The sequence below is a fragment of the Colwellia sp. BRX8-4 genome, from assembly GCF_014077345.1.
Taxonomy (GTDB): domain Bacteria; phylum Pseudomonadota; class Gammaproteobacteria; order Enterobacterales; family Alteromonadaceae; genus Colwellia_A.
In genome coordinates this window covers 151,200-174,914 of sequence record NZ_JACGVS010000010.1, presented here as the reverse complement: position 1 = coordinate 174,914, position 23,715 = coordinate 151,200, and the positions used below count along the sequence as shown (strand labels likewise).

Here is a 23,715-nt window from a genome sequence, read left to right as displayed (position 1 = left end):
GGCTTGTCGAGCAATAGGCTCGTTTAATGCCCGCATAAACCAACTGATATCGATTAAACGCTGTTTATAGACCTGTGCTGTTTCTTCAACCATTTCCATTTCGAATGGAGTTAATGTAGTTAATGATTGCTCTTGTTGAAATTGACGGGTCAACAGGGTGCCTTTAAACAACTTATGCCAACGGGACAGTACCTCTAGCGTCGTCCAGTTGTTAGCTTGTTCACTATCAACATGAAGGACTAAATGTAAGTGATTATTCATGACAGCATGAGCACATATATCAATAGCAAAGACCTGAGATAATTTAAAAATGCGCTGTTCAATCCAATGACGCCTGTGCTCATAACTGACACCGGTTTCTTTATCAACACCACATAAAAAGGCTTTGCGAACGGTTTGACTGCAAATATGATAATACGGCGTATCAGATAAACTGATTTGTTGTGAACGAGGCTTAGGCATAACAATCACCACACTTAATAGGGGTAAATTAAGTGTAGTTTATTGTTGAAAAAACAAACAAGTTATTATGGGTGGCTTAATAATATTTTATCAGCTTGAACACCGTAATGGAAAATACGGTGTTTGGGCAAAAATATTACCCTATAGCCAATCAACAAGTCACAGTGAAATTTATTTTAGTGGTTTGCAATATTTTAAAGCAAGAGTCTGTAACCATATGGGTGACTGTGGCACAGCAACGTCAACTTTAGTAAATGCTAGTTGTGGTGGCGGTGGTGGCGATTTGTAATAAATTAAGCTCAGGCGCTGTTAGAGTATAATAATGACCAATATCATCTGAGCGTACAATAAACGGTTGACTTAAAATTAAAATAATTGAGATATAAAATGAAAATTAACAATCTTTTGATACTTGTAATTATCTGTTTTATTACCGCTTGTCAGGGTGATTCAGAAGGAAAGAAAGAACAAAAAGCTGAACAAAAATATTTACTGGCTGTGGCTTATGATAACAACGCATGGGGGACAAGTCATGCTGGAATTTTTGTTGATATTCAAGGCAACTTTTATCATTATTATCATAATAAAGGGAAGAATGACGGTTATCTTTCTGTAGATGATGTGGCAGAGCAGTCAGAAATTGAACTCACTAAAGTGATGGGTGGGGCTGGTACTTTACTTGAAACTATAGATATTGAAGTTGTCAAGGGCATTCAAAGTATTGCTAGCGAGGTGACTTCTCAATATTTTACTGAATTGCAAAAACGTTGTTCTGACGCTGGAAGTATTCGTTTTTTGAGCTTTAAATTTAATAATGAAACAGAGCTATATACCCCCTACCTTTTGGAAAGGAGAGGGGGAGGAGCTGAAGTCAACCTTTCACCTGCGGCCAAAGAGTTAGTCGATTGGTTAGAGGAAAAATCAAAAGACTATCAGTTAGGTCTTGATTCAGATGATTGCAGTTATATACCTGAAGATTAATATTATATGACTTTACTTTTGGCAAAGTTATTATAAGTGCTATGGCCCAATGGGGGCGTTAGCGCCATAGAGTATATATCCTAATGTCAGCTATCCCTGAAGATAGCTGACATAAAAGTGGAGTTGAACGCTCTAATAATGAGGTCGGCTTTGTGGCATTAGTTAGCGTTAATATGTGAAATAGCACCGTCCGCAATGAGCTTAAAGCGGACTTAGAAATTAATGAATGACTAACTATAATGTACATAAAGTGATTATTAGTATTGCTGGCTGAAGATCAGAGGTTTTCACTAAAATGCAATTTCTAAAAAACAAGATAATCTGTTTATCACCTATTAAAAGCCAACTGTCGTATATGATGCCAATATCAAACATTATACTACGTCTGTGGAGCTTCACTCCGTATCGACATATACGAAAGTAATAATGCCATGATGCCATTGAATGGTCTTACTGCTATAGGCATCGTCACACCTTATGATGTTTCGCAAAAATCATCACCGTTTATCCTGAACATAAAAAAGCCCATGTTTAAATGGGCTTATGATAAAACGTTACTCTCGGTGCTTTTACATGCTAGTTTCTAAACACAAATCCTATTTAGGGTCGTAGCAACATCAACAGATACCTTTTGCTGTTGCTCTGCATGCTGGGCAACAGAACTTAAGCCATTAGTGATATCTCTACTCAAAGAGGCAACTTCAGCCATATTGGTATTAACCGCTGCAGTTGATTGCTGTTGCTGTTCAGTGCCACTAGCAATTTGAGAGGTTAAGGCATTAACCTCTTTAAAGACTCGACCTATTTGCTCTAACGCTTCAACCACTTCGGCTGAATGCGTTAAACTGTCTTGCGTCAATGCTTGACCACGCGAAATCGCCGTTACAGCATTAGTTGATTTCTCTTGCAGACCTTCAACCATTGAATGAATTTCAACCGTTGCTTCTTGTGTTCTATGCGCAAGAGCTCTTACTTCATCGGCAACAACTGCGAAACCGCGACCTTGCTCACCTGCTCGCGCTGCTTCTATCGCTGCATTTAATGCGAGTAAGTTTGTTTGGTCGGCAATGCCACGAATAACATCCAGAACAGAACCGATATTTGAACACTCTGTTTGCAGTAGCGCTAAGTCTGTCGCCATTTCGGTAACTTCTTTAGAAAAAGCTTCAATGGTTTGCTGACTGGTATTTGAAGAAGTTGTACCTTGCGATAAAATGTCAATAACTTGATTAGTCGTCTCACTTACCTGTGAAGCACTCTCTGAAAGTATACTAGACGTTGACGCAACTTCATCAATAGAGTGAGCCATAAGTTCTATTTGACGGGCAGAATCATCAACGGCTCTCACTGAATCAGTCATTTGTGTGGCCAGTAAAAATGACCCCTCTTTTAACGATTCAGACTCGGTTCGCAATTCAGCAAGCACATCGGATAAATCTCCAATAAATGCACTAAGCTCATTGGTGACTTGAGCGAGTTCATCATTACCTTCATCAACTAATGGGCCAGGAGGCGCCTGCTTGGTACTCACCACAAGCGTTAAGTAATGAAGTAACTTTGTTAATCGAGACGACAGCTGACTTTGAGTAAATATATAACCTGATATTAATTGAGCAATCACTAATAGAGACAATATACCGATAACAGACGACTTACTTAACTCATCTGTAAATAGCAAAATAAATAATACAGCTAATAATCCAAAAACAGCAGTCGGTATAAGTAATTTCACGCTTAAGCGAGTAAACATAGAGTATCCATGATGTTAGTTTAAAAAAAATAGCTGAGATTAAAGCTACTTGTCTTTATTTCCTTATAAATTACCTATTATTTAGCAGTTTTGCTAATAATATTTACTAATTTATACCATTCGACAAAAATCAGCTGTTATTTTAACTATACCAAGTAACAATTGATTGTCGAACATTCAACGTTAACCGCCAGCACTTATAATATAATGATAAGTGCTGGCGGATAAATAAAAAGAGAAAGACAATAAATAGTTTAGCTAAAATCAAAGCCAAACTTTATTTTTATTGGGACATAAACCATTTAATTTTCCCTTTATAACGACATGATTAAAAGTCTTAGCTATTTGCTTTGCTTAAATTCACCTAAATCGCCCTTTTTTAGCTAATAGATAAGTTGATTTCTTCTTAGTCAGTACACCAAACTCAGCTACTTTGATTGTTTTTCTTTTTAGTACAACTGCTTTAGTTTTTGTATTGCTAAAATTGTCGCTCACATAAGGTTGAGATGACTCTGCCTAGTTAAGTTTTCATAATATCGGCAGTTATGGCTAAGTGCCCAACTAAATGGATATACATCATAAATAATTGATATCACATTTATCTTTCACTTTTTGGTGTATTCTCATAAAATCAATGAATAGATTATTTAACAAGGCATTCCGTGACTTCAATTCAACATTTGTTCGACAATAATCAGCAGTGGGCTGAAAAGATAAAAAAAGCAGACCCCGATTTTTTTAAACGCTTGTCAGAACAACAAAAACCGGAATATTTATGGATAGGTTGCTCTGACTCAAGAGTACCAGCCAATGAATTGCTCGGTATGTCTCCAGGCGAAGTGTTTGTTCATCGTAATATTGCTAATCAAGTTATCCATACCGATTTAAATTGCCTTTCTGTTATTCAATTTGCTGTAGAAAACCTAAAAGTTAAACATATAATAGTATGTGGTCACTATGGCTGTGGCGGTATTACAGCATCAATTGATAATAAGCGTCATGGGCTAATCGATAATTGGTTAGGGCATATTAAAGATGTTTATCGTTTTCACAAAGAGCGCCTTGATGCCGTTGAAGACCAGCAAACAAAGGTCAACTTACTTTGTGAACTCAATGTGATTGAGCAGGTAGCCAATGTTTGTCATACCACCACATTAGTCAGTGCCTGGAATGCCAATCAAGATGTCACCGTACACGGCTTTGTCTATAATATACACGACGGTATTTTGAAGAACTTAAACGTTTCTTCTAATGGTAAATAACCAATGACCTTAATAATGCCTGACTCACCTAACAGTAAACAACCTTTTGCTTGTGGCGAAGTCGCTTTAGTTGGCGCGGGTCCTGGCGATCCTGATTTATTAACCATACAAGCTTTTCGTTTTATTAAACAAGCTGAAGTCGCCATTTATGACCGATTAGTAAGTGCTGAAATATTAGCGTTATTACCCGAAAATTGTCAGCGAATTTATGTCGGTAAAAAACAAGCAGAACACAGAGTACCCCAAGATCAAATTAATCAGTTATTAGTTGATTATGCTAAACAAAACAAAAAAGTTTTACGCTTAAAAGGCGGCGATCCTTTTGTTTTTGGTCGAGGAGGTGAAGAAGCACAATATACCTTAAAAAATGGCATCGCTTGTCATATTGTACCAGGAATGACCGCGGCCTCTGCTTGTACAAGCTATGTAGGTATTCCTTTAACACATAGACAAGTTGCACAAAGTTGCACCTTTATTACTGGTAACGTCCAAGACAATGGTGAATTATCACTGCCATGGCACACACTTAACGATAATAAACAAACCGTTGTCTTTTATATGGGGATCAAAAGCTTACCCATTATCAGTGAGCAACTAATCAAGGCGGGTCGTAAAGCTTCAACACCCGCAGCATTGATTTATAAAGGAACAAATCCAGAACAACAAGTTTACCATGGTACGTTAGCGGGATTGAACCACTTAGTTGAATTACATGATATAAAACCACCAACATTAGTCATTATTGGTGATGTTATTAACACCTTTGATGAGAAGCGCTTGATGAATTTAGGTTATTTATCACCAGAATAATACTAAACACCCAAAAAATCTTTTAAGAAAATCAAGCTCCGCACTGCGCCAATATTAATCATATTGTTCGGTTTATATTAATAATTATAATAACAATTACCCACTCTTTTGATAATAAAAATAATAGGAATAGCGATTATGCAGGGCACCGAGAATATCCCAGGAACGGTTAACTTTTCAAACACAGGTTTAACGAGTAACGATTTACCAAGATTAGACTCTCTAAAATTTGAAATGTTATCGCCGCTTTATGCAAAAAGTAACCGCTATATCACCTTATTTCTCACCCTGTTTATTATAAGTATTTTATTTATCGTTCAGCTACAACACTTTATTACCTTAACTACTGCAGTAAGTAACTTTGTAAGTTATGTTATTTGGGTAGTAGCTCTAGTTGGCTTTATGAGTACCCTTTACACTATAGTTGCTGATAAAAGAAAGTTTTACGCACTTCGCCAACAAGATCTTAGTTATCAAAGTGGCGTTATTTTTCTCAAAACTGTTAGCCAACCCATGCTACGTATTCAACATGTAGAGCTAAAGCGTGGTCCTATTGATCGAAAAATAGGTTTGGCTAAACTGCAAGTTTTCAGCGCTGGTGGTGCACTGCACACTTTTGAAATCCCAGGTTTACCGTTAGAGAAAGCAGAGAGCATTCGCCAATTTATTCTTGATCACAAAGATGTTAACCATCATGGATAAATCAACACCGACGCTAGAGAGCGACGGAGAAGTAACAATTCCCCCTCTTGGCTCGAAACAAAACACCAAAGACTGGCAGCGTATATCACCTATCGCTATTATTTATTTTTTAGCAAAATTTGTGATGGGATTTTTAAGTAATATCGTCGTTTTTTTACCCGCATTATATTTAGGTTACGATAATTTTATTGCACATCCCCATTTGTGGCTACCAATAGGTTTATCCATACTCGCCATTATTATGATCTCGACCTTTTTAAGTTTCTACTTCTTTCAGTATCGATTATATCAGGATCATATTGAAATACGCTCTGGCGTAATTTCAAAGAAATACGTTAATTTACCCTTTGCTAAAATTCAAAACGTAAAACTAGAGCAGCCGTTGTATTATCGACTATTCGGTTTTACCTGCCTCCAGCTTGATACTGCAGGCTCCGCTATGCAAGAAGCTAAAGTCGTCGCTTTAAAAGTAGACTTTGCCGAACAACTTAAAGTAGAAATTTTAGCTCAGCATAAAATAGCAAGTTCAACAGTCGCCGATGCCGAGACCGAAACAGTTAATGACTTAGCATCTAAGGATCAAAACAACGAAACTATTTTAAACACACGCAGTATTACAGACCTTATTATTCATGGCTTAACTAACAACAGAATCTGGATTTTCCTCGGTGGCTTAGCACCATTTTTTGATGATTTTGGTCGCTATATTGTTGAATTTTTTAATGGCTTAGGTATCGACCTTGAAAAATTCTTAACGTTTGCTGATAAACCCATGTGGCAAGTTGGTTTATACGCACTGACCTTAACTTTTATTATTTTATTACCTTTTACCTTATTTTCTATCGCCGGTTCTATTATTACTTTTTACCAGTTCACCTTAAGTAAAGTCGACGATCGTTATATTCGCCGTAGTGGTCTGTTAACCAAGTATGAAGTGATCATGCGGTTATCCCGCCTGCAAATGGTAGTTCGTCAACAAGATTGGCTTGATGTGATACTCAAACGAATTAACCTTAAATTTGAGCAAAGCAATAGTGCTTTAAATCAGTATCATGCGAGTGCAGAAAATAATCGTATTATTGTTCCATCAATTAATCCTAGCGAATGTTTGGCGTTGGTTAACAACGTATACCCAAGTAATAAAATGATGACTGTTGATTATCAAAGCATTAGTAAACGCTTTCTTTTGCGTAATCTTGGCTATATTCTCACCCCGATATTTATTTCACTGTTAGTCTTTTTCATCACTGTTGATAAAACTAATTTATTAATGGCTATAATTCCGGGTTATTTATTTGTTGGTTTGTTAATTTTTATGCGTTGGTTTCGTTGGGGCTATGCTAAAGATGAAGATTTTATTTATATCCGTAAAGGTTATTTTGGCGTCGACTATTACTGTTTTCCTATTTTTAAAACTCAACAAGTTCAGTTTAAACAAAGTTGGTTTCAAAAGCGCCACCAACTCAGTTCAGTAAGCATAGTATTAGCGGCAGGCGCTCAAGATATTCCTTTTATCAAACAAGAGTTTGCCTACCAATTACTTGATAATGCACTTTACCAAGTAGAAAGCAGCCACAAATCTTGGATGTAACTAAGAGATGAACAGCACTAAAATATTCATTATCGGCTTACCTCGCACCGGCACCACCAGTATTTGTGCCGCTATGCTTGAACTCGGCTATACCGTCGCACACACAGCTTATACGCAAAAAACTTTTGATCATGCACAAGTGATCGCCGATACGCCCATTTTTGCTGATTTTAAACGTCTAGATACATTTTACCCTAACAGTAAATTTATCTATTTGTCCCGTGAGTCACAAAAATGGTTACCGTCGATTAAGCAATTACTTCAACGAATGTATATCAATGTCACCCGAGATGATGGTGGTTTTAATACGATCATTAAACGCTGTTACCAGAGTACATTTTCACCTTTTACGTCAGATAATATTGAAGATGATAATTTTTTATCATTATGCTACCAGCGGCATAAGAGTGAGGTTGGGCAATATTTTATTGCTCGCCCACAAGACTTACTGACTATAGATGTTAGCGAGTCAGACAGTTATCAGAAATTACTCAACTTTTTATCTTTAGCGCAAGGAAATGAGTCGGCAAGCTTTGAGCGGCTCAATACGGGTGGCAAAGTGACCGCCTGGAAAGATTTAATCAATAAAAATAAAATAGCGTCGACCAAGAATGGTCGAATAAGTTTACTAACTTATTTAGATGTACCAGGCGAATAACAACAGCACGTTGAGCTCTATAATAAAGTCAACATACTGCTTTTTCTAAACGTTACAAAGCTTCAATTTCAGCGAGTGCTTGACTAAACTCGGCTAAATCTAACTCAACATATGTATTATCATCTGTATCACTAGTTTCTTCTTGCCAATTAATACCAACAATAACGCCGTCTTCACTAAGGTCTTCTAACCAAAATTCCAACCAGTCACTTAAAGTTATTTTAGTCGGTACATATTCCTGCCATTCATCAACACAATGCTTCTGAGCGAGTTCTTGGCTTGACCATAATGGCATAACTTCAGTGTTTTCAAAATTAATAGAGTCAAGTACCACCCAATCTTCTGCTGACTTTTCTTGCAGTGCCCAGAACGATTGATTGTTTTTAACGTCGACTAAAAAGGTGCTTAAGATTGTTGAATTCATGATTATTGGTATCAATTAATTAATGAGCAGTCTTTAATTATCTCACACCATCTCATTTGCTAATATAACAATTTATTGTAAAAGTATAAAAAATAAGCAAGTATGAATGAATATGGAACAATAATAATAAAAATACTATATGACTGAAGAAGTTAGATTGAAGACATTAAGCATTGATGAATTAGAAATTGGTATGTTCGTTACCACCGTAATGCTTAAACACAGCAAAACAAAAGTAAAAAACCAAGGCAGAGTTAACTCTCAAAGCACAATAATGTCTTTAAAAAAACAAGGCGTTACTCAAGTTATTATCAAACTTGAGTCTGATAAGGAACAAAATCAAAATTTAACAGCTAAAGAAGCAAAATTATCAACTGCAGAGTCAGTGACTTTACCTTGCTCATTAAATGAAGAATTTTCACGTTCGTGTGAAATCTATGATGATAGTAATAAAAAAATTCAAGATTTATTCAACCAAGCGAAAAGTCAAAAAAATCTATCACCACAGGCAATCAGTTTGCTCGCGTCAGAGATAACCAATTCGGTTATTCGTAATCAATATGCCATAACTATTTTAACGCGTATTCGCCATCATTCTACCTATCAATGGGAGCATGCCACTAACTGCGCCATCTTAGTCTGTGGCTTTGCACTTTTCCTTGGCTTAAATAAAGAAACCGCTGAAAAAATGGCATTAGGCGCTTTATTACATGATATTGGTGTTGCAAAAATACCCAAAGGGATCATTGAAAAACCAGATAAACTAACAATTAATGAAATGGATATTGTTAAAAAACACCTTGCATGGGGACATCAGCTTTGTAAAAAAGATGGCTTTAATGATCCTATTATTATGGATATGTTGATTAATCACCATGAACGATTAGATGGTTCTGGCTACCCTAGGGGTTTAAAAAAAGAAAAGCTTTCTAAACTTGCTCGTATTACTGCAATTATTGATGTTTATGACGCTGTAACAGGTGATAAAGCTTATAAAAAAGGTCAACAACCCATTAACGCGTTACGTTATTTATTAGCAGAAAAAGGCAAGTTTGATCAGCAACTTGTTCAACAGTTTATTAAATATTTAGGTGTCCATCCGGTGGGCTCACTGGTTAAACTATCAAATGATAAAATAGCCATTGTAGTTGAAGGCAACAGAGCTGACCCGCTAAAACCTAAAGTAAAAATTTTTTATAGCTTAAAACTCCAAAATTATATTAATTCAAAAGATTGCGACCTTTCACTTGTCGCTATTACCATCGTTGGCTCGGCCCGAGCTGAAGACTATAATATTAACATTGCTAAACTGATACACGACATTGCCAATAAAGCCTAACGTACCTTAAATGTCCTTTTTTAGGCAAAAAAAAGCCGCGTAAGTTACGCGGCATAAAAACATTTGTAAGGGAATAACAAAAGTTTGGTAAGAGCATAGCCCTTAAGAACTAGAGTAATTATACTAATAAACTATTTAATGTAAATACCATACACTAATAAAATTGAAAATTAGCACAATTTTATTTCAAATATCATCTTAATAGTTATTAATAAGCCCTTTTAAACGGTGCTAATCAGTTAATCTTCTTGATAAGACAATAAAAAGCCGAGTAAGAATACTCGGCTTTTAGTTAACAACTTTTATTATCTGATTGATACGTTAAGGCGTCATCTCTTCTTGATCTGCGCCTTCTTTATCAATCACTTCTGGTATCAAGTCTTCTTTAGAAATACCAAAAGCGAGTGCAACTGAGCTTGCTACATAAATAGATGAATAAGTACCAACAAAGACCCCAAACAATAACGCGGTTGCGAAACCATGAATAAGCTCACCACCTCTAAAAAACAGTGCAGCTAATACTAATAACGTGGTTATTGACGTTATAAAAGTACGACTTAAGGTTTGTGTTAACGAAATATTGATAATATCTGCTGGCCCGCCTTCACGTAATTTACGAAAGTTTTCACGAATACGGTCAGATACAACAATCGTATCATTGAGTGAGTAACCTATAACCGCCAATATCGCTGCAAGCACCGTCAGGTCAAACTCAAGTTTTAATACCGAGAACAAGCCCAGTGTTAACAATACATCATGAAATAAAGCAAACACCGAACCTAAAGCGAAACGCCATTCAAAGCGGAATGCTACGTAAACGAGAATACAAATTAGCGCAGTTAACATCGCTAATCCGCCCTGCTCTGCTAATTCATCGCCGACGCTGCCACCCACAAATTCAATACGGCGCATTTCCATGGTTTGCCCTGTGCCTTCTTGTAAGGCACTAAGTACTTCATTACCGAGCATTTCAACGTTTAAACCTTCGCGCTCTGCTAAACGAATAACCACATCACGGCTAGTACCATATAACTGCACAACCGCATCTGGATAGCCATTACTGTCCATTACCGCACGAATTTTGTTTAAATCAGCCGCTTTTTCAAAACCCACCTCAATTAATGTTCCACCCGTAAAATCTAGGCCAAAGTTTAATTTATTGGTCATTAAAGAAAATACAGAAGCAAGCATCAATAAAACACTAAACATCAATGCTCCCTTGCGGTAACTCATAAAGGCGACAGTTTCTTTTAATTGTAAAATTTGCATAAATATCTACGCCCTATATTGAAAGTTTGTCGAGACGTTTTCCGCCCCAAACAGCATTAACTACGGTTCGTGTACCAACAACCGCTGTAAACATTGAGGTAAGAATACCGATAGATAACGTTATCGCAAAACCCTTAATCGGACCTGTACCAACAGCATACAAAATAAGTGCCGCAATAAGCGTGGTAATATTGGCATCAATAATGGTTGAAAATGCTGCCTCATATCCTTGGTGAATAGATTGTTGAATCGACTTACCTTCACGTATTTCTTCTCGTATACGTTCGAATATAAGTACGTTGGCATCTACTGCCATACCAACTGTTAGTACAATACCTGCCATACCGGGTAACGTTAACGTTGCCCCAGGAATTAACGACATCACCCCAACAATTAAGATTAAGTTAGCACCAAGCGCTAGATTTGCTACCACACCAAAAGCACGGTAATAAATAATCATAAAAATAAACACTAAGCCAAAGCCCATTAAAATAGCTTCAAAACCAAGCCTAACATTTTCAGCACCTAATGTAGGTCCAACCGTTCGCTCTTCAACAATTTGAATCGGTGCTACAAGCGCTCCAGCACGTAACAATAGTGCTAAATTATGTGCTTCACTTTGGCTACCCGCACCAGTAATGCGGAAGGTTTTACCTAAACGTGCTTGAATGGTTGCTACTGAGATAACTTCTTCTATTTTTTCAAAAATAGTATTCCCTTCAGCATCTTTACGGTCAGTGGGTTTATATTCAATAAATACGGTCGCCATTGGCTTACCGATATTACTTTTAGTCCCATTGGACATTTTTCCACCGCCGGCAGAATCAAGCGAAATATTTACTTGTGGACGGCTATATTCGTCAAAGCTTGAGCCTGCATCAACAATATGATCACCGGTTAGCATCACACGTTTTTTCAATAAAACAGGTTTGCCGTCACGTTCATATAATAACTTAGAGCTCGCTGGCACTCGGCCATTGAGTGCAGCACTTAAATCGCCGTCGGTATCAACGAGTCTAAATTCGATAGTTGCCGTTGCATTTAAAATTTCTTTTGCTTTAGCTGTATCTTGCACGCCGGGTAATTCAATGATGATGTGTTTTTTGCCTTGGCGTTGCACAAGCGGCTCAGAGACACCCAATTCATTAACACGATTACGAATAATGGTAATGTTTTGTTGCAAGGCATATTCGCGAACTTCTTTAATTTTTTCATCGGTCATTTTTGCAGACAAAGTTAAATTATCCGCATTTTCTGACATTAAAAAGTCACGGTAGCGTTTTTTCAAAAAGTCATGTGCTGTAGTTAAGTCTTCCGCATTACGAAACTGAACATTGATGGAGTCGTTCGATTTTTTGACACTGCGGTAACGAATTTTTTCGCCACGTAAATCAGTACGAAAGTCATCAACTAAGGCGTCTTGCGCTTTAACTATCGCTTCACTCATGTTCACTTCCATTAGAAAGCTAACACCACCACTTAAATCTAAACCTAACTTCATCGGTGTACCACCAACACTTGCTAACCATGCAGGTGTTGCCGGCGTAAGATTTAACGCCACCGAAAATTTATCGCCTAAACTTTCCTCAAGCAAATCACGGGCACGAAGTTGTTGCTCGGTATCACTAAAACGGACAAGTAATTGGCCATTTTCAAGCACAATACTTGAGAATGAAATATTATCTGCAGTCAAATCGCTCTTTACGCTATCAAGCGTTGCAGCATTGGCTTCAACGCCACGTAAACCTGAAACCTGCACGGCAGGGTCTTCAGGGTATAAATTAGGTAAAGCATATAAAGCACCAAAAGCGACTATAAATAGCACCATCAGTGTTTTCCATAAGGGGTATTTGTTTAGCACAAGTTCATCCTTTTTATTAACGTTCTTTTAAATCATTGCAGGTTAGTCATAATGCTAAACTTGTTTAGCAAGAAGCTAAGCAAATAACTAACCCACTACGAATTACAATGACTTCATTGTGCCTTTAGGTAATACCGCATTGATTGCTGCTTTTTGAAGAACAACTTCAGTACCTTCAGCAACACTTACTACGATATAATCTTTTTCGTCTGAAACTTTCACAATTTTACCGACGATGCCGCCTTGTGTTAAAACTTCATCGCCTTTTGATAATGCTGACATTAGGCCTTTATGCTCTTTTACACGCTTAGCTTGTGGGCGGTAAATCATAAAGTAAAAAACTAAACCAAAAACGGCTAGCATGATCAACATTGATGTGCCATCGGCACCTGCTGGTGCGCCGGTTGCTGCGTGTGCTTCACTGATAAATAAACTCATAATTTCCTCTGATTTTTATTGTTAATAAATGGATAATTCTTTTAATTTGTGTAAATAGCTATTTTAGTTCTGGAACGGGTAATCCGCGTAACGCATAAAACTCGCTCACGAAGTCGTCTAACTTACCTTGCTCTATAGCCGCACGCAATCCTTTCATAACACGTTGATAAAAATGTAAGTTATGTAAGGTATTTAATTGTGAGCCTAGAATTTCATTACACTTATCTAAATGATGCAAATAAGCGCGTGAATAATTTTTACAGGTATAACAGTCACATTCGCTGTCTAATGGCCCTGTATCTGTTTTGTGGCTGGCATTACGGATTTTAATAACGCCGTTAGTCACAAATAGATGACCATTTCGGGCATTACGTGTTGGCATAACACAATCAAACATATCAATACCACGACGCACACCTTCAACCAAGTCCTCAGGCTTTCCAACACCCATAAGATATCGGGGTTTATTCTCAGGGATCAAGGGGGTGGTGTGATCAAGAATGCGGATCATATCTTCTTTGGGTTCACCTACTGATAAACCACCGATCGCATAACCATCAAACTCGATGTCTTTTAAACCTTTAACAGAAACTTCACGTAAGTCTTCATACATGCCGCCTTGTACAATACCAAACAAAGCTGATTGATTATCGCCATGAGCAACTTTAGAACGCTGTGCCCAGCGTAGTGATAATTCCATCGAACTTTTTGATTCTTCATGTGATGCAGGATATGGCGTACACTCATCAAAAATCATCACAACATCGGCATCTAAACTGCGCTGAACTTCCATTGAACGTTCAGGGGTTAGCATTATTTTATCACCGTTAATAGGAGAACTAAACTTAACCCCTTCTTCGGTAATCTTACGCATTTTACCTAAACTGAACACCTGAAAACCACCAGAGTCAGTAAGAATTGGTTTTTGCCAATTAATAAAATTATGTAAACCGCCAAACTGTTCAACAATTTCAGTACCAGGACGTAGCATAAGATGAAAAGTGTTGCCTAGAATAATTTCAGCGCCTGTTGCCTCAACATCTTCCATTTTCATGCCTTTAACCGTGCCATAAGTCCCTACTGGCATAAACGCTGGCGTTTCTACTGTACCGCGATCAAACGTTAAACGGCCTCGACGTGCTTTACCGTCAGTATTGATTAATTGATACTTCATCTTGCTTTTTACTGGTTTAGTCACTGGTGCTACTGTTTTATCTGTCATATAGACTTTCTCCAAACCCTCTAGCGAAACAGGCTAGCGGTTGTTTATTATAAATTATTAAACGCTTTGTATGTCATCTTAAATATTGTAATCTTTTTTCGTTAAAAACATCGCATCGCCATAACTGAAAAAACGATATTTTTCATGCACTGCATGTTGATATGCAGACATCATGTGTTCGTAACCCGAGAAGGCGCTAACGAGCATTAACAGTGTTGACTCTGATAAATGAAAATTAGTGATTAAGGCATCAATCACTTGAAATTCATATCCTGGGGTAATAAAGATATCAGTGTCACCATAAAAAGCGCTAAGCGGTAAAGCTTTATCTTTAGCCACCTTAGCGGCACTTTCTATAGAACGTACCGATGTTGTACCAACTGCGATAACGCGACCGCCATTCGCTTTTGTAAGGGCTATCTGTTGAACAACTTCGTCAGATACTTCAACATACTCAGCATGCATAATATGGTCGGCTATTTCATCGACTTTTACTGGCTGAAAAGTACCCGCGCCAACGTGTAAGGTAATAAAAGCGAGATCGACACCCTTAGCTTTTATTTTTTCTAATAAATTTTCATCAAAATGTAAACCTGCGGTAGGTGCAGCAACCGCACCAGGTTTTTCATTATAAACAGTTTGATATCTTTCACGATCGCTGTCTTCATCAGGACGGTCTATGTACGGAGGTAATGGCATATGGCCAATTTCTTCAAGCACAGATAAAACTGATTGTTCACCCTGTATTTCTAATTCAAATAGAGCACCATGGCGACCAAGCATAGTCGCAGAGACTTTGCCTTCTAGAATAAGTTTGTTACCCACTTTTGGTGACTTACTGGCACGAATATGAGCAAGAAAACGTTTTTCGTCGAGGATCCTTTCAACCAAAACTTCAATTTTCCCACCACTTTCTTTTTGTCCAAACATACGTGCGGGTATTACGCGGGTATTATTGAAGATAAGTAGATCACCAGCATTAAGTTGTTCAATAATGTCGGTAAATCCAAGATCAAGGATTTCACCACTATTACCGTTAACAGACATTAAACGACTTGAGGTACGATCCGCTTTCGGATATCGGGCAATAAGTTCTTCGGGTAAATCAAAAGAAAAGTCAGCTACGCGCATGTAAATACCAATTAGAATATCTATTTTAAGAGAATAAAAAACGCGTAATTTTAGTGTTCAGCGCCAACAATAGCAAGTAATAACGCCGATACAGTGGCAATAAAGGGTCAAGAGACCTTAAATATAAAACAGCTCTGTATTTACCTTGTTTATAATCATCATATTGGAAACTTTATCTCCCCTTTTTGACAATTTACCGTATGCTGAGATTATCGATAAATTTATAGTTGAAAATATCATGAACAATATTGCTTTTGCTCTCGCTAAAACCATCCTGAATGGCTTTGAGCGACATATCTATCTTTTTAGTGAAATTACTCAATCCGCAAAAAAACGCTTTGAACTCTGCCAATGGCAAGCGGTTCAAGATGCAGCAAAAAGTAGAACAGACTTTTATGATAAACGTGTTGAAGAAACACTTGAGACCATTAAAAAAGATTTTTTTGTCTCGAATCTTGACGAGCTTTTATGGCAAAACGTTAAGGTAAGTTACGTCGATTTATTAAAAGAACACCATCAACCAGAGCTAGCAGAGAGTTTTTATAACTCTATCTTTTGTCATTTATTTGAACGTAAGTACTACCACAATGCTTTTATTTTTGTAAAAAGTACCGTTGAAAAAATAGAAAACATTGCCAGTCCGGTTATATACACGCGCTATTTGCCAAGTGAGTTAGGCCTAGAGCAAACTATTGCGGCTATTATGAATAATGCCAACTTCAACATTCCCTTTGTTAACTTAGAAAGAGACATGAAAAGTCTTATAAAGTCTTTTCGCGTTCAAGCACATAAAACACGATATAAACTTAGCGAATTGAAGTTCGATATTCTTGATTTTATATTCTATCGTAACAAAGGGGCTTATATTATTGGTCGCGTTATTTCTCCTGGCGGTGAAACACCTTTTATTGTCCCTATTGTTAATAATGAAAAAGAAGGAAAAGCAGCAGGATTATACATAGATGCTTTGTTAACCGAAGGGGCAAATATGGCGGTAGTTTTCGGTTTTGCCCGCGCTTACTTTTTTGTCGACTGTCAGCACCCTTTTGCTTTAGTGCAATTTTTAAAACGCTTAATTCCTCATAAAACCTTAGCCGATTTATATTCAGCCATTGGTTTTCATAAACAAGGTAAAACACAGTTTTATCGCGATTTTCTCAATCACCTCGACGCAAGTGATGACAAGTTTGAATTAGCTGCAGGTATTAAAGGTATGGTGATGTCAGTATTTACCTTACCCTCTTACCCTTATGTTTTTAAAATTATAAAAGATAAATTTGCCCCAAGTAAGACCATGACTAAGCAAGAAGTTAAAGGAAAATATCGCTTAGTTAAATTACATGACCGAGTTGGACGAATGGCTGACACCATGGAATACTCTGAAGTTGCTTTTCCCAAAGACCGTTTTAGTGAAGAATTATTAACAGAGCTGCTCAATGTTGCTCAATCTATTATTCGTTTTGAAGATGAATTAATTATCATCAAACATTTATATATTGAGCGTCGTATGACACCGCTCAATTTATATTTAGCTAAAGCGAGTGATGAGGAAATTGAAGAAGCAATGTATGGCTATGGCAGCGCGATCAAACAGTTAATTGCTGCCAATATTTTCCCCGGCGACATGTTACTCAAAAACTTTGGCGTAACCCGACACGGACGAGTCATATTTTACGATTATGATGAAATAACCTATATGGATGAAGTTAACTTTAGGGTGAAACCAGAAGCCATTACCGAGGAACAAATTTATGCAGCAGAACCTTGGTACTCGGTAGCACCTGGCGACATGTTTCCAGAGGAAATTGCGACTTTTGCGTTGGCAAATAAGAAATACCGCAATGCTTTTTTATTACATCATGCCGATTTGTTAGAAGCCAGTTTTTGGCAACAATGCCAAAAAAGTGTGGCTACGGGTAAATTTGAAGATGTATTCCCCTACCCAGAGGCACTACGTTTTTGTAATAATTAATATTGTATCTGTGATTGTTTGCTTTACCTGACAATAATTGAGTTTAAAACAAACGCAATGTTGTTATTTTAAGCAAACAGTCATTTATTTCATTTTTTTTGACTTTAGCGCTTTACCTTTGCTATTGCTTGCGTATAATTCGAATCCGTTGCAGGGGTGTAGTTCCAATTGGTAGAACAGCGGTCTCCAAAACCGACGGTTGGGAGTTCGAATCTCTCCACCCCTGCCAATTATTTTCTTAGCTATTTCTAGCTAAGATCAATAGTATTATCTTTATAAATCATCGTAAACCTAATAGTTACTCTGTCATATCTAAATAAGAGCGGTCGTTATACTTATTAAAGTATAATTTATATTTAGGTGAAGAAATAAAAATATAACCTATAATATATTTATTGCTTCTAATAATATCTGACTGGAATAATTTGACACTTTTTAGTACTGTGCCCCAAATAAAATCACCCTCTTTATTATTTTCTTTATATTTTATAATATTTAGCGCTGTTGCCACAGAAATAACCAGTGAAGTAAATTTAGATACCGATTATCAGTCTATCCGTAATAATACGTCGATTTCATTTCAAGAAAAAGAAAATAGCTATACTAAACTGCTTGAACAAGTAACGCCGTTTGAAAACAAGCGCTTTGAAGCACTAATTATTAATCAGTTGCATTACAATGCTATCTTACAAGGAGATACTGTTAATGCTCAACGATGGCTAGATCGCTTTAAAAAAAACCTTAATCAAATCATTTCAAAAAAATCCTTACTCGCGTTAAATCTTCTATCAAAAAAAAATCAGCTGCTTGAGTTACAAAATGATCAACAACATCTGCCAGCATTAAAGATTTCCTTGGCGTTATTTAATCAGATGAACAACGTAATAATAAAAAAAAATAACAGTATTTTAAATGATGATGTCTACCTGACCAACCGAGATGTTGCTGAAATTAATAATTTAACTGGTATTTCGTATTTCTCAATTGGCGACTATGACCAAGCACAACAGTATTTTATTACTAGTTTGCGTTTATATGAAGACTTGCAGGCTTTACAAGGTGTCGCGGCGGCGCTTAATAATTTATCCCTAATTAGCTGGGCACAAAAAGATTTTCATGCTGCCTTAAAATATTTAGAGAGACCTATAGAGATATCACAACAGCTTAACGACAGTGCGCTTTATATCATTAACATTTCAAATCAAGGTATTTATTATACCGAGCTCAAACAGTATGAGAATGCAATCGTATCCTATAAAAAAGCGATTAATCACCCTGACAGTAAATATTTTCCTAAAGAGACATTAGGCGCCATTATTGGTCTCGCCGATGCCTACATTACAATTAATGAATTAACATTAGCAAAAAAGCAATTAGAAGAAGCGTTGCAATTAACTGCAGCAACTAAGAATAAAAAATCACAAATTAGTGCGGAAGGCTTTATTGGCGATATTTATCTACTGCAGGGAGAGCCTCTTCGAGCTTTAGCCATTTATAATCGCGCATTACTTTACTATCAAGAGACCAAACTTCAACAACTTGAAGCAGAGACTTATAAACGCATCAGCAAAGCTTATCAAGCGCAGAAAAAATGGCAACAAGCCTTTAATTTTTATGAAAAACATATCCTGTTAATTAATAAACTTAATGACGAAGCACAGCAAAAATCAATCAGGGTCCTACAAAATCAATATAAAGCAGAAGTAAAACAGAAAAAGATCAACTTATTACAAGCTGAAAATCAATTACAAACATTAGAGCTACAGTCAGCAAAAAATCAAAGTGTTGTGACCATTGTTATTAGTCTATTTTCCTTAATCATTTTATTACTTACGGTAAATCGTCATTATATACGAAAAGAAAAAGTACGTTTAACACGCCACAATAATGAAATCAGAGCCAATGAAGAACAGTTGATGTTATTGTCTATTGCTTTTAAGAATACAGCTGATGCAGTATGGATAACCAATAAAAACTTCGAAATTGAAGTAGTAAACAATGCTTACGTGACACACACCCACAAGCATAAGTCTGAAGTAATAGGTCAAAAGGTAGTTTTTGCAGAAATAAATGGCCAGCCTGCTGATTTATCTGAAAAATTGCGCGCTCAGGCTATGGTGCATGGTAGTTGGTTAGGAGAGCTTTTTGATCAAAAATCTACCGGTGAAATTTATAGTTTAGAATTAGAGATTGAAGCGATAACAAACGATAATAATGAAATTATCCATTATCTTGGTGTTTTTAGAGACATTACTGAAAAAGTAAAAATACAACAGCAATTAAGTAAGCTTGCTACCCACGATGATTTAACCGAATTGCCTAATAGAACCCTATTGCATGAATTGATTGTCCAATCTTCTTTGAACTCTCAACGCTCTCAAAAGTCACCAACCGTACTATTACTTGATGTAAATAGTTTCAAAAAAATTAATGACACTTATGGCCATAGTGCCGGTGATGAAGTTATCCGTGAAATTGCCGATCGTTTAAGTACGGTATTATACCCAAAAGACGTTATTGCACGTATTAATGGTGCTGAATTTTGTATTTTAGTTGAGCTTTCTGACCCTAATTATGGCGCTATCGCTGTTGCACGGAAAATACTGTCTTGTTTTGACACTGCATATGTATTTGATGACCACCAGTTGCCTGTTACCGCAAGCATTGGCATTACTCGATACCCTGAAGATGCTGATGTTCCTCAGGAGCTATTAAGAAAAGCAGCGTTAGCAATCTTTGATATTAAAGCTCAAAAAAAGAATAATTATCAATTTTTTGAACAGCGCATGAACAGTGAAGTTGCAGAACAATTAGCGCAAGAACAAAGGCTACTCACAGCAATAAAAAATGAGACCTTTGAATTTTATTATCAACCCTTTGTTGATACTAAATCTGGCTTGATTTCGGGGGCAGAGGCCTTAATCCGGTGGGTTGAAGCGGACGGTAATATTATTTACCCTGACAGTTTTATTCCCTTTTCTGAAAAGCTTGGTCTAATAGACCAACTTGATAAAATCGCAATAAATAAGGTCTTCGCTCAAGTTGCTTTATGGCAAAAACAAGCGTTAGACTTTGGACCTATTGCCATTAATTTATCAGCAAAAATGTTTTCTGATTCAGCAGCCCTTATTGCACTTTTAAAAGCGAAACTAAACCAATATGGCATCTCTCCCGCCAGGATAAAAATTGAAATTACTGAAGGCATGTTACTGGATAAAATAGATATCGCTATTTTAACCATGCAACAGCTTAAGGCACTTGGCTTTAAGCTTTCATTAGATGATTTTGGTACAGGTTTTTCTTCTTTAAGTTACTTAAAACAATTTCCTATCGACATTCTCAAGATTGACCGTTCGTTTATTATGGGAATGCATGAATCTTCAATCGATCAAAGTATTGTTCGCTCTATTATTAACTTAGCTAATAATTTAAATTTAAGTGTTATCGCAGAAGGCGTGGAATTAAGTGAGCATTTAGCGTTTCTCCAACAATTAAACTGTCAGGAGTATCAAGGTTATTATTTCAGTAAAGCCATTGGTTTTAAAGAGTTAGAGCAACTAGTCATGACTCAAATCAAAACGCTATAAAGTACAATGGCTTTATCTTTTAATTTGCGATTAATTGAGAGTCACAGGATTAATACACCACCAATAATAACGGGTATATTTGGTATTAAGTGAAAATTCTGTCATTATGTGCTTCTTACTTACGCTATGCTTTATCGCCTTAATTTATGACCATGACTAAAAGACAGTTTTCGCACTTGCAGGCTATGGGTATTGAACTTTGGCAGTTAAAAAATAGCGAAAAAACGAACAATAGCGACCACCCTCTTTATTTAGACATTGAACTTGCTACATTAGTTGATACTCATATATTTACCGACATCCTGCATTCTTTAGGTTGCTCTATTGGTGAAGTAAGTTGCAATAATAATGCCTTATCGATAGGTTTATTAACCTGGCAATTTAGTGAACAGACTGATATATCACTAACAAAGCATCACTTGGTTACCCCGTCGATTAACGTTTTGAAAAATTCTCCGCTATTAAAACAAACACTTTGGCAAAAACTACAAGAAATTCAATAAAATGACCTTTAGCTATCATAAAATATCAAGTAACGACGTAGACTTATTAATCCCTATAGAGAATGCTTGTCACTCTCACCCATGGAGTGAAAAAACCTTTAACAGCTGTATTGGCGCGCGATATTTTGGTCATTACTTACAAGTGGATAATGAGTTAGTGGGGTTTTATATTGGCGAGCATGTCGCTGGTGAAGCAACGTTAATGGATGTTTGTGTATTACCAACACTGCAGGGCAAGGGTTATGGTAAAGCATTACTAGAACACTTTTTTATGCAATCAAAACAACTTAACAATACAGTTATTTGGTTAGAAGTTCGAGCAAAGAACATCAGTGCTCAAATGATGTATATCAATAGTGGTTTTATTGAAACTGGCAGAAGAACAGGTTACTACCCAAGTGCCTCTGGTTTCGGTTATGAAGACGCTATAGTCATGAAAAAAGTGCTCTAATACCTAATAAAGCAGGCATAAATGAGATTCCAGTTAATAGGGTTCAGTAAAAAAGCTGCTTCAACAATAAGAGCGACAAGAGTTAAAACCATCATACACGAAACAAAATAAAGCCTCTTTAATCATGACAATTAAAGAGGCTTTTACATATCACGGTTTCACGAATAAGCGTTTAAGCTATTCACACAAGTAAGTAAACTACCAATTTTCAACACCTTTCATGTCTGGTAATTCATGGGCGATACCCTTATGGCAATCTATACAGGTTTTTTCGCCAGAAGCCAGTGCACTTGAGTGCATTTTAACACTGCGATTACCTTGTTCTGAAAAGTCCATGTACTCAAAGTTATGGCAATTACGACATTCCAGTGAATCATTCTCTTTCATGCGTTTCCATTCACGTTCTGCCAATTCACGGCGATGATCTTGAAACTTTTCTCTTGTGTCGATCAAGCCAGTAAGCATACCCCAAACTTCTTTACTCGCCGCAATTTTACGAACGATTTTATGAGTCCATTTTTTGGGAACATGGCAGTCAGGACAAGTAGCACGAACGCCAGAACGGTTAGAGTAATGAATAGTTTCTTTGTATTCTTCATAAACATTATCTTCCATTTCATGACAACTAATGCAGAACTCTTCGGTATTGGTCACTTCAAGGGCGGTATTAAATCCCCCCCAAAAGATAACACCGCCAGCAAAGCCGATAGCTAAAATAAACCATAAGGCGGCACTGCTTGGCGACTTTAAATACGAAAGTAAGCTTTTTATTTTTGATTTTTTAGTCATGTTAATCCCCTAAATTACGTTTAGATAAACCATTATTTAATCATTACCTAACGATTCAACGGGTTTAAAAAGATTATCAACTAACTCAGGTGCATCAGCTTGTGTAACATGGCATTGAGAACAAAAGTAGCGACGCGGAGAAACATCTGACAGTGTTTTACCGTCACGTGTTTCAAAGTGCGTTAAACTTATTTTGGTTGCGCCGGTTTCTCTCGCATATTTCCAACCATGACAAGTTAAACACTTATTACTGTCTTTATTGACCCGATAACCACGTGTTTGATGAGGCACAACAGGTGGTTGATGCACATAATTACGCTGAATAGGATTTTTATCTTTAATGACACGTTTAAGCGCTTCTGCACTTTTGGTTTCATTAATTTTAGCTATGCCACGAATAGTCTCTAAACCGCCTGTCGTTACTTCTTGATAAGCTTGTACGCTTAATGCCATGGCTAAACTGGCTGTTATCATTATTATTGATAATATTTTCATTTTTTACCTCTACCCGGT

Annotated in this window: 21 protein-coding genes, 1 tRNA gene and 1 pseudogene; 13 read left to right on the top strand and 10 right to left on the bottom strand. The window is 36.8% G+C overall.

The genetic code is table 11. The annotated features are described in order from the left end of the window. Positions 1-462: pseudogene (locus tag H4J56_RS10725) on the bottom strand (transposase); the annotation flags it as partial. A 67-nt stretch (positions 463-529) separates the two neighbouring features. Between H4J56_RS10725 and H4J56_RS10720 the strand changes: the two are divergent. Both H4J56_RS10720 and H4J56_RS10715 read left to right on the top strand, forming a co-directional pair. Continuing rightward, positions 530-751, top strand: a complete 222-nt coding sequence (locus H4J56_RS10720) for a hypothetical protein (protein ID WP_182259300.1) — start codon at positions 530-532, stop codon at positions 749-751. A gap of 98 nt (positions 752-849) precedes the next feature. Continuing rightward, positions 850-1,443 carry a hypothetical protein gene (locus tag H4J56_RS10715; protein WP_182259299.1) on the top strand — a complete coding sequence of 198 codons (594 nt, stop codon included), beginning with the start codon at positions 850-852 and terminating at the stop codon, positions 1,441-1,443. A gap of 583 nt (positions 1,444-2,026) precedes the next feature. Here the strand turns inward: H4J56_RS10715 and H4J56_RS10710 are convergent. Further along, entirely contained in the window at positions 2,027-3,193 is a 1,167-nt protein-coding gene (locus H4J56_RS10710) for a methyl-accepting chemotaxis protein (RefSeq protein WP_182218333.1), read from the bottom strand. Positions 3,194-3,855: 662 nt separating this feature from the next. Between H4J56_RS10710 and can the strand changes: the two genes are divergently transcribed. The 5 genes from can (at position 3,856) to H4J56_RS10685 (ending at position 8,216) form a co-directional block, all read left to right on the top strand. Next, positions 3,856-4,455 (top strand): carbonate dehydratase, encoded by a 600-nt coding sequence (gene can / locus H4J56_RS10705; RefSeq protein ID WP_070376043.1) that lies wholly within the window; start codon positions 3,856-3,858, stop codon positions 4,453-4,455. A gap of 3 nt (positions 4,456-4,458) precedes the next feature. Further along, positions 4,459-5,265 (top strand): uroporphyrinogen-III C-methyltransferase, encoded by an 807-nt coding sequence (gene cobA, locus H4J56_RS10700; RefSeq protein ID WP_182259298.1) that lies wholly within the window; start codon positions 4,459-4,461, stop codon positions 5,263-5,265. A gap of 138 nt (positions 5,266-5,403) precedes the next feature. Beyond that, positions 5,404-5,967 carry a PH domain-containing protein gene (locus tag H4J56_RS10695; protein WP_182244920.1) on the top strand — a complete coding sequence of 188 codons (564 nt, stop codon included), beginning with the start codon at positions 5,404-5,406 and terminating at the stop codon, positions 5,965-5,967. Continuing rightward, the gene (locus H4J56_RS10690; protein ID WP_259368183.1) at positions 5,960-7,558 is read left to right on the top strand and encodes a PH domain-containing protein; all 1,599 of its coding nucleotides are present in this window, start codon (positions 5,960-5,962) and stop codon (positions 7,556-7,558) included. Before H4J56_RS10695 ends, H4J56_RS10690 begins: the two co-directional genes overlap by 8 nt. Before the next feature lie 7 nt (positions 7,559-7,565). Further along, on the top strand, positions 7,566-8,216 hold the full coding sequence (locus H4J56_RS10685; RefSeq protein WP_182259296.1) for a sulfotransferase: 651 nt from the start codon (positions 7,566-7,568) through the stop codon (positions 8,214-8,216). A 52-nt stretch (positions 8,217-8,268) separates the two neighbouring features. Here H4J56_RS10685 and H4J56_RS10680 read toward each other — a convergent pair whose 3' ends face one another. Then, positions 8,269-8,640: a DUF2750 domain-containing protein gene (locus tag H4J56_RS10680; RefSeq protein WP_070376038.1), complete on the bottom strand. Its 372-nt coding sequence runs from the start codon at positions 8,638-8,640 to the stop codon at positions 8,269-8,271. Between the two features lie 139 nt (positions 8,641-8,779). Here H4J56_RS10680 and H4J56_RS10675 point away from each other — a divergent pair, with 139 nt between their 5' ends. Next, positions 8,780-9,979 (top strand): HD-GYP domain-containing protein, encoded by a 1,200-nt coding sequence (locus tag H4J56_RS10675; RefSeq protein WP_182259295.1) that lies wholly within the window; start codon positions 8,780-8,782, stop codon positions 9,977-9,979. Between the two features lie 321 nt (positions 9,980-10,300). On the opposite strand, the gene secF is transcribed toward H4J56_RS10675, so the two are convergent. From secF to queA, 5 genes are all read right to left on the bottom strand, one after another. Beyond that, positions 10,301-11,248: a protein translocase subunit SecF gene (gene secF / locus H4J56_RS10670; protein ID WP_070376037.1), complete on the bottom strand. Its 948-nt coding sequence runs from the start codon at positions 11,246-11,248 to the stop codon at positions 10,301-10,303. A 13-nt stretch (positions 11,249-11,261) separates the two neighbouring features. After that, on the bottom strand, positions 11,262-13,109 hold the full coding sequence (secD, locus tag H4J56_RS10665) for a protein translocase subunit SecD (RefSeq protein WP_182218315.1): 1,848 nt from the start codon (positions 13,107-13,109) through the stop codon (positions 11,262-11,264). Positions 13,110-13,211: 102 nt separating this feature from the next. Then, positions 13,212-13,547 (bottom strand): preprotein translocase subunit YajC, encoded by a 336-nt coding sequence (gene yajC, locus H4J56_RS10660; protein ID WP_182171028.1) that lies wholly within the window; start codon positions 13,545-13,547, stop codon positions 13,212-13,214. Between the two features lie 58 nt (positions 13,548-13,605). Beyond that, complete coding sequence (tgt, locus tag H4J56_RS10655; RefSeq protein WP_182171367.1) at positions 13,606-14,721, bottom strand: tRNA guanosine(34) transglycosylase Tgt; 1,116 nt, start codon at positions 14,719-14,721, stop codon at positions 13,606-13,608. Positions 14,722-14,847: 126 nt separating this feature from the next. Next, positions 14,848-15,900 (bottom strand): tRNA preQ1(34) S-adenosylmethionine ribosyltransferase-isomerase QueA, encoded by a 1,053-nt coding sequence (gene queA, locus H4J56_RS10650; protein ID WP_182218313.1) that lies wholly within the window; start codon positions 15,898-15,900, stop codon positions 14,848-14,850. 238 nt (positions 15,901-16,138) lie between these two features. Between queA and aceK the strand changes: the two genes are divergently transcribed. The 5 genes from aceK to rimI all read left to right on the top strand — a co-directional run bounded on the left by aceK (position 16,139) and on the right by rimI (position 22,413). Beyond that, positions 16,139-17,872, top strand: coding sequence for a bifunctional isocitrate dehydrogenase kinase/phosphatase (gene aceK / locus H4J56_RS10645; RefSeq protein WP_182218311.1), 1,734 nt, complete (start codon positions 16,139-16,141; stop codon positions 17,870-17,872). Between the two features lie 152 nt (positions 17,873-18,024). Next, positions 18,025-18,101, top strand: a tRNA-Trp gene (locus H4J56_RS10640). A gap of 196 nt (positions 18,102-18,297) precedes the next feature. Then, on the top strand, positions 18,298-21,459 hold the full coding sequence (locus H4J56_RS10635; RefSeq protein WP_182244917.1) for an EAL domain-containing protein: 3,162 nt from the start codon (positions 18,298-18,300) through the stop codon (positions 21,457-21,459). A gap of 152 nt (positions 21,460-21,611) precedes the next feature. Beyond that, positions 21,612-21,962 carry a DNA polymerase III subunit psi gene (locus H4J56_RS10630; protein WP_182217604.1) on the top strand — a complete coding sequence of 117 codons (351 nt, stop codon included), beginning with the start codon at positions 21,612-21,614 and terminating at the stop codon, positions 21,960-21,962. 1 nt (position 21,963) lies between these two features. After that, the gene (gene rimI / locus H4J56_RS10625) at positions 21,964-22,413 is read left to right on the top strand and encodes a ribosomal protein S18-alanine N-acetyltransferase (protein ID WP_182217602.1); all 450 of its coding nucleotides are present in this window, start codon (positions 21,964-21,966) and stop codon (positions 22,411-22,413) included. A gap of 198 nt (positions 22,414-22,611) precedes the next feature. Here the strand turns inward: rimI and H4J56_RS10620 are convergent, their stop codons facing one another. Next, on the bottom strand, positions 22,612-23,202 hold the full coding sequence (locus H4J56_RS10620) for a NapC/NirT family cytochrome c (protein ID WP_182217601.1): 591 nt from the start codon (positions 23,200-23,202) through the stop codon (positions 22,612-22,614). A gap of 36 nt (positions 23,203-23,238) precedes the next feature. Beyond that, positions 23,239-23,697, bottom strand: coding sequence for a nitrate reductase cytochrome c-type subunit (locus H4J56_RS10615; RefSeq protein ID WP_182217599.1), 459 nt, complete (start codon positions 23,695-23,697; stop codon positions 23,239-23,241). Positions 23,698-23,715 lie beyond the last annotated feature (18 nt).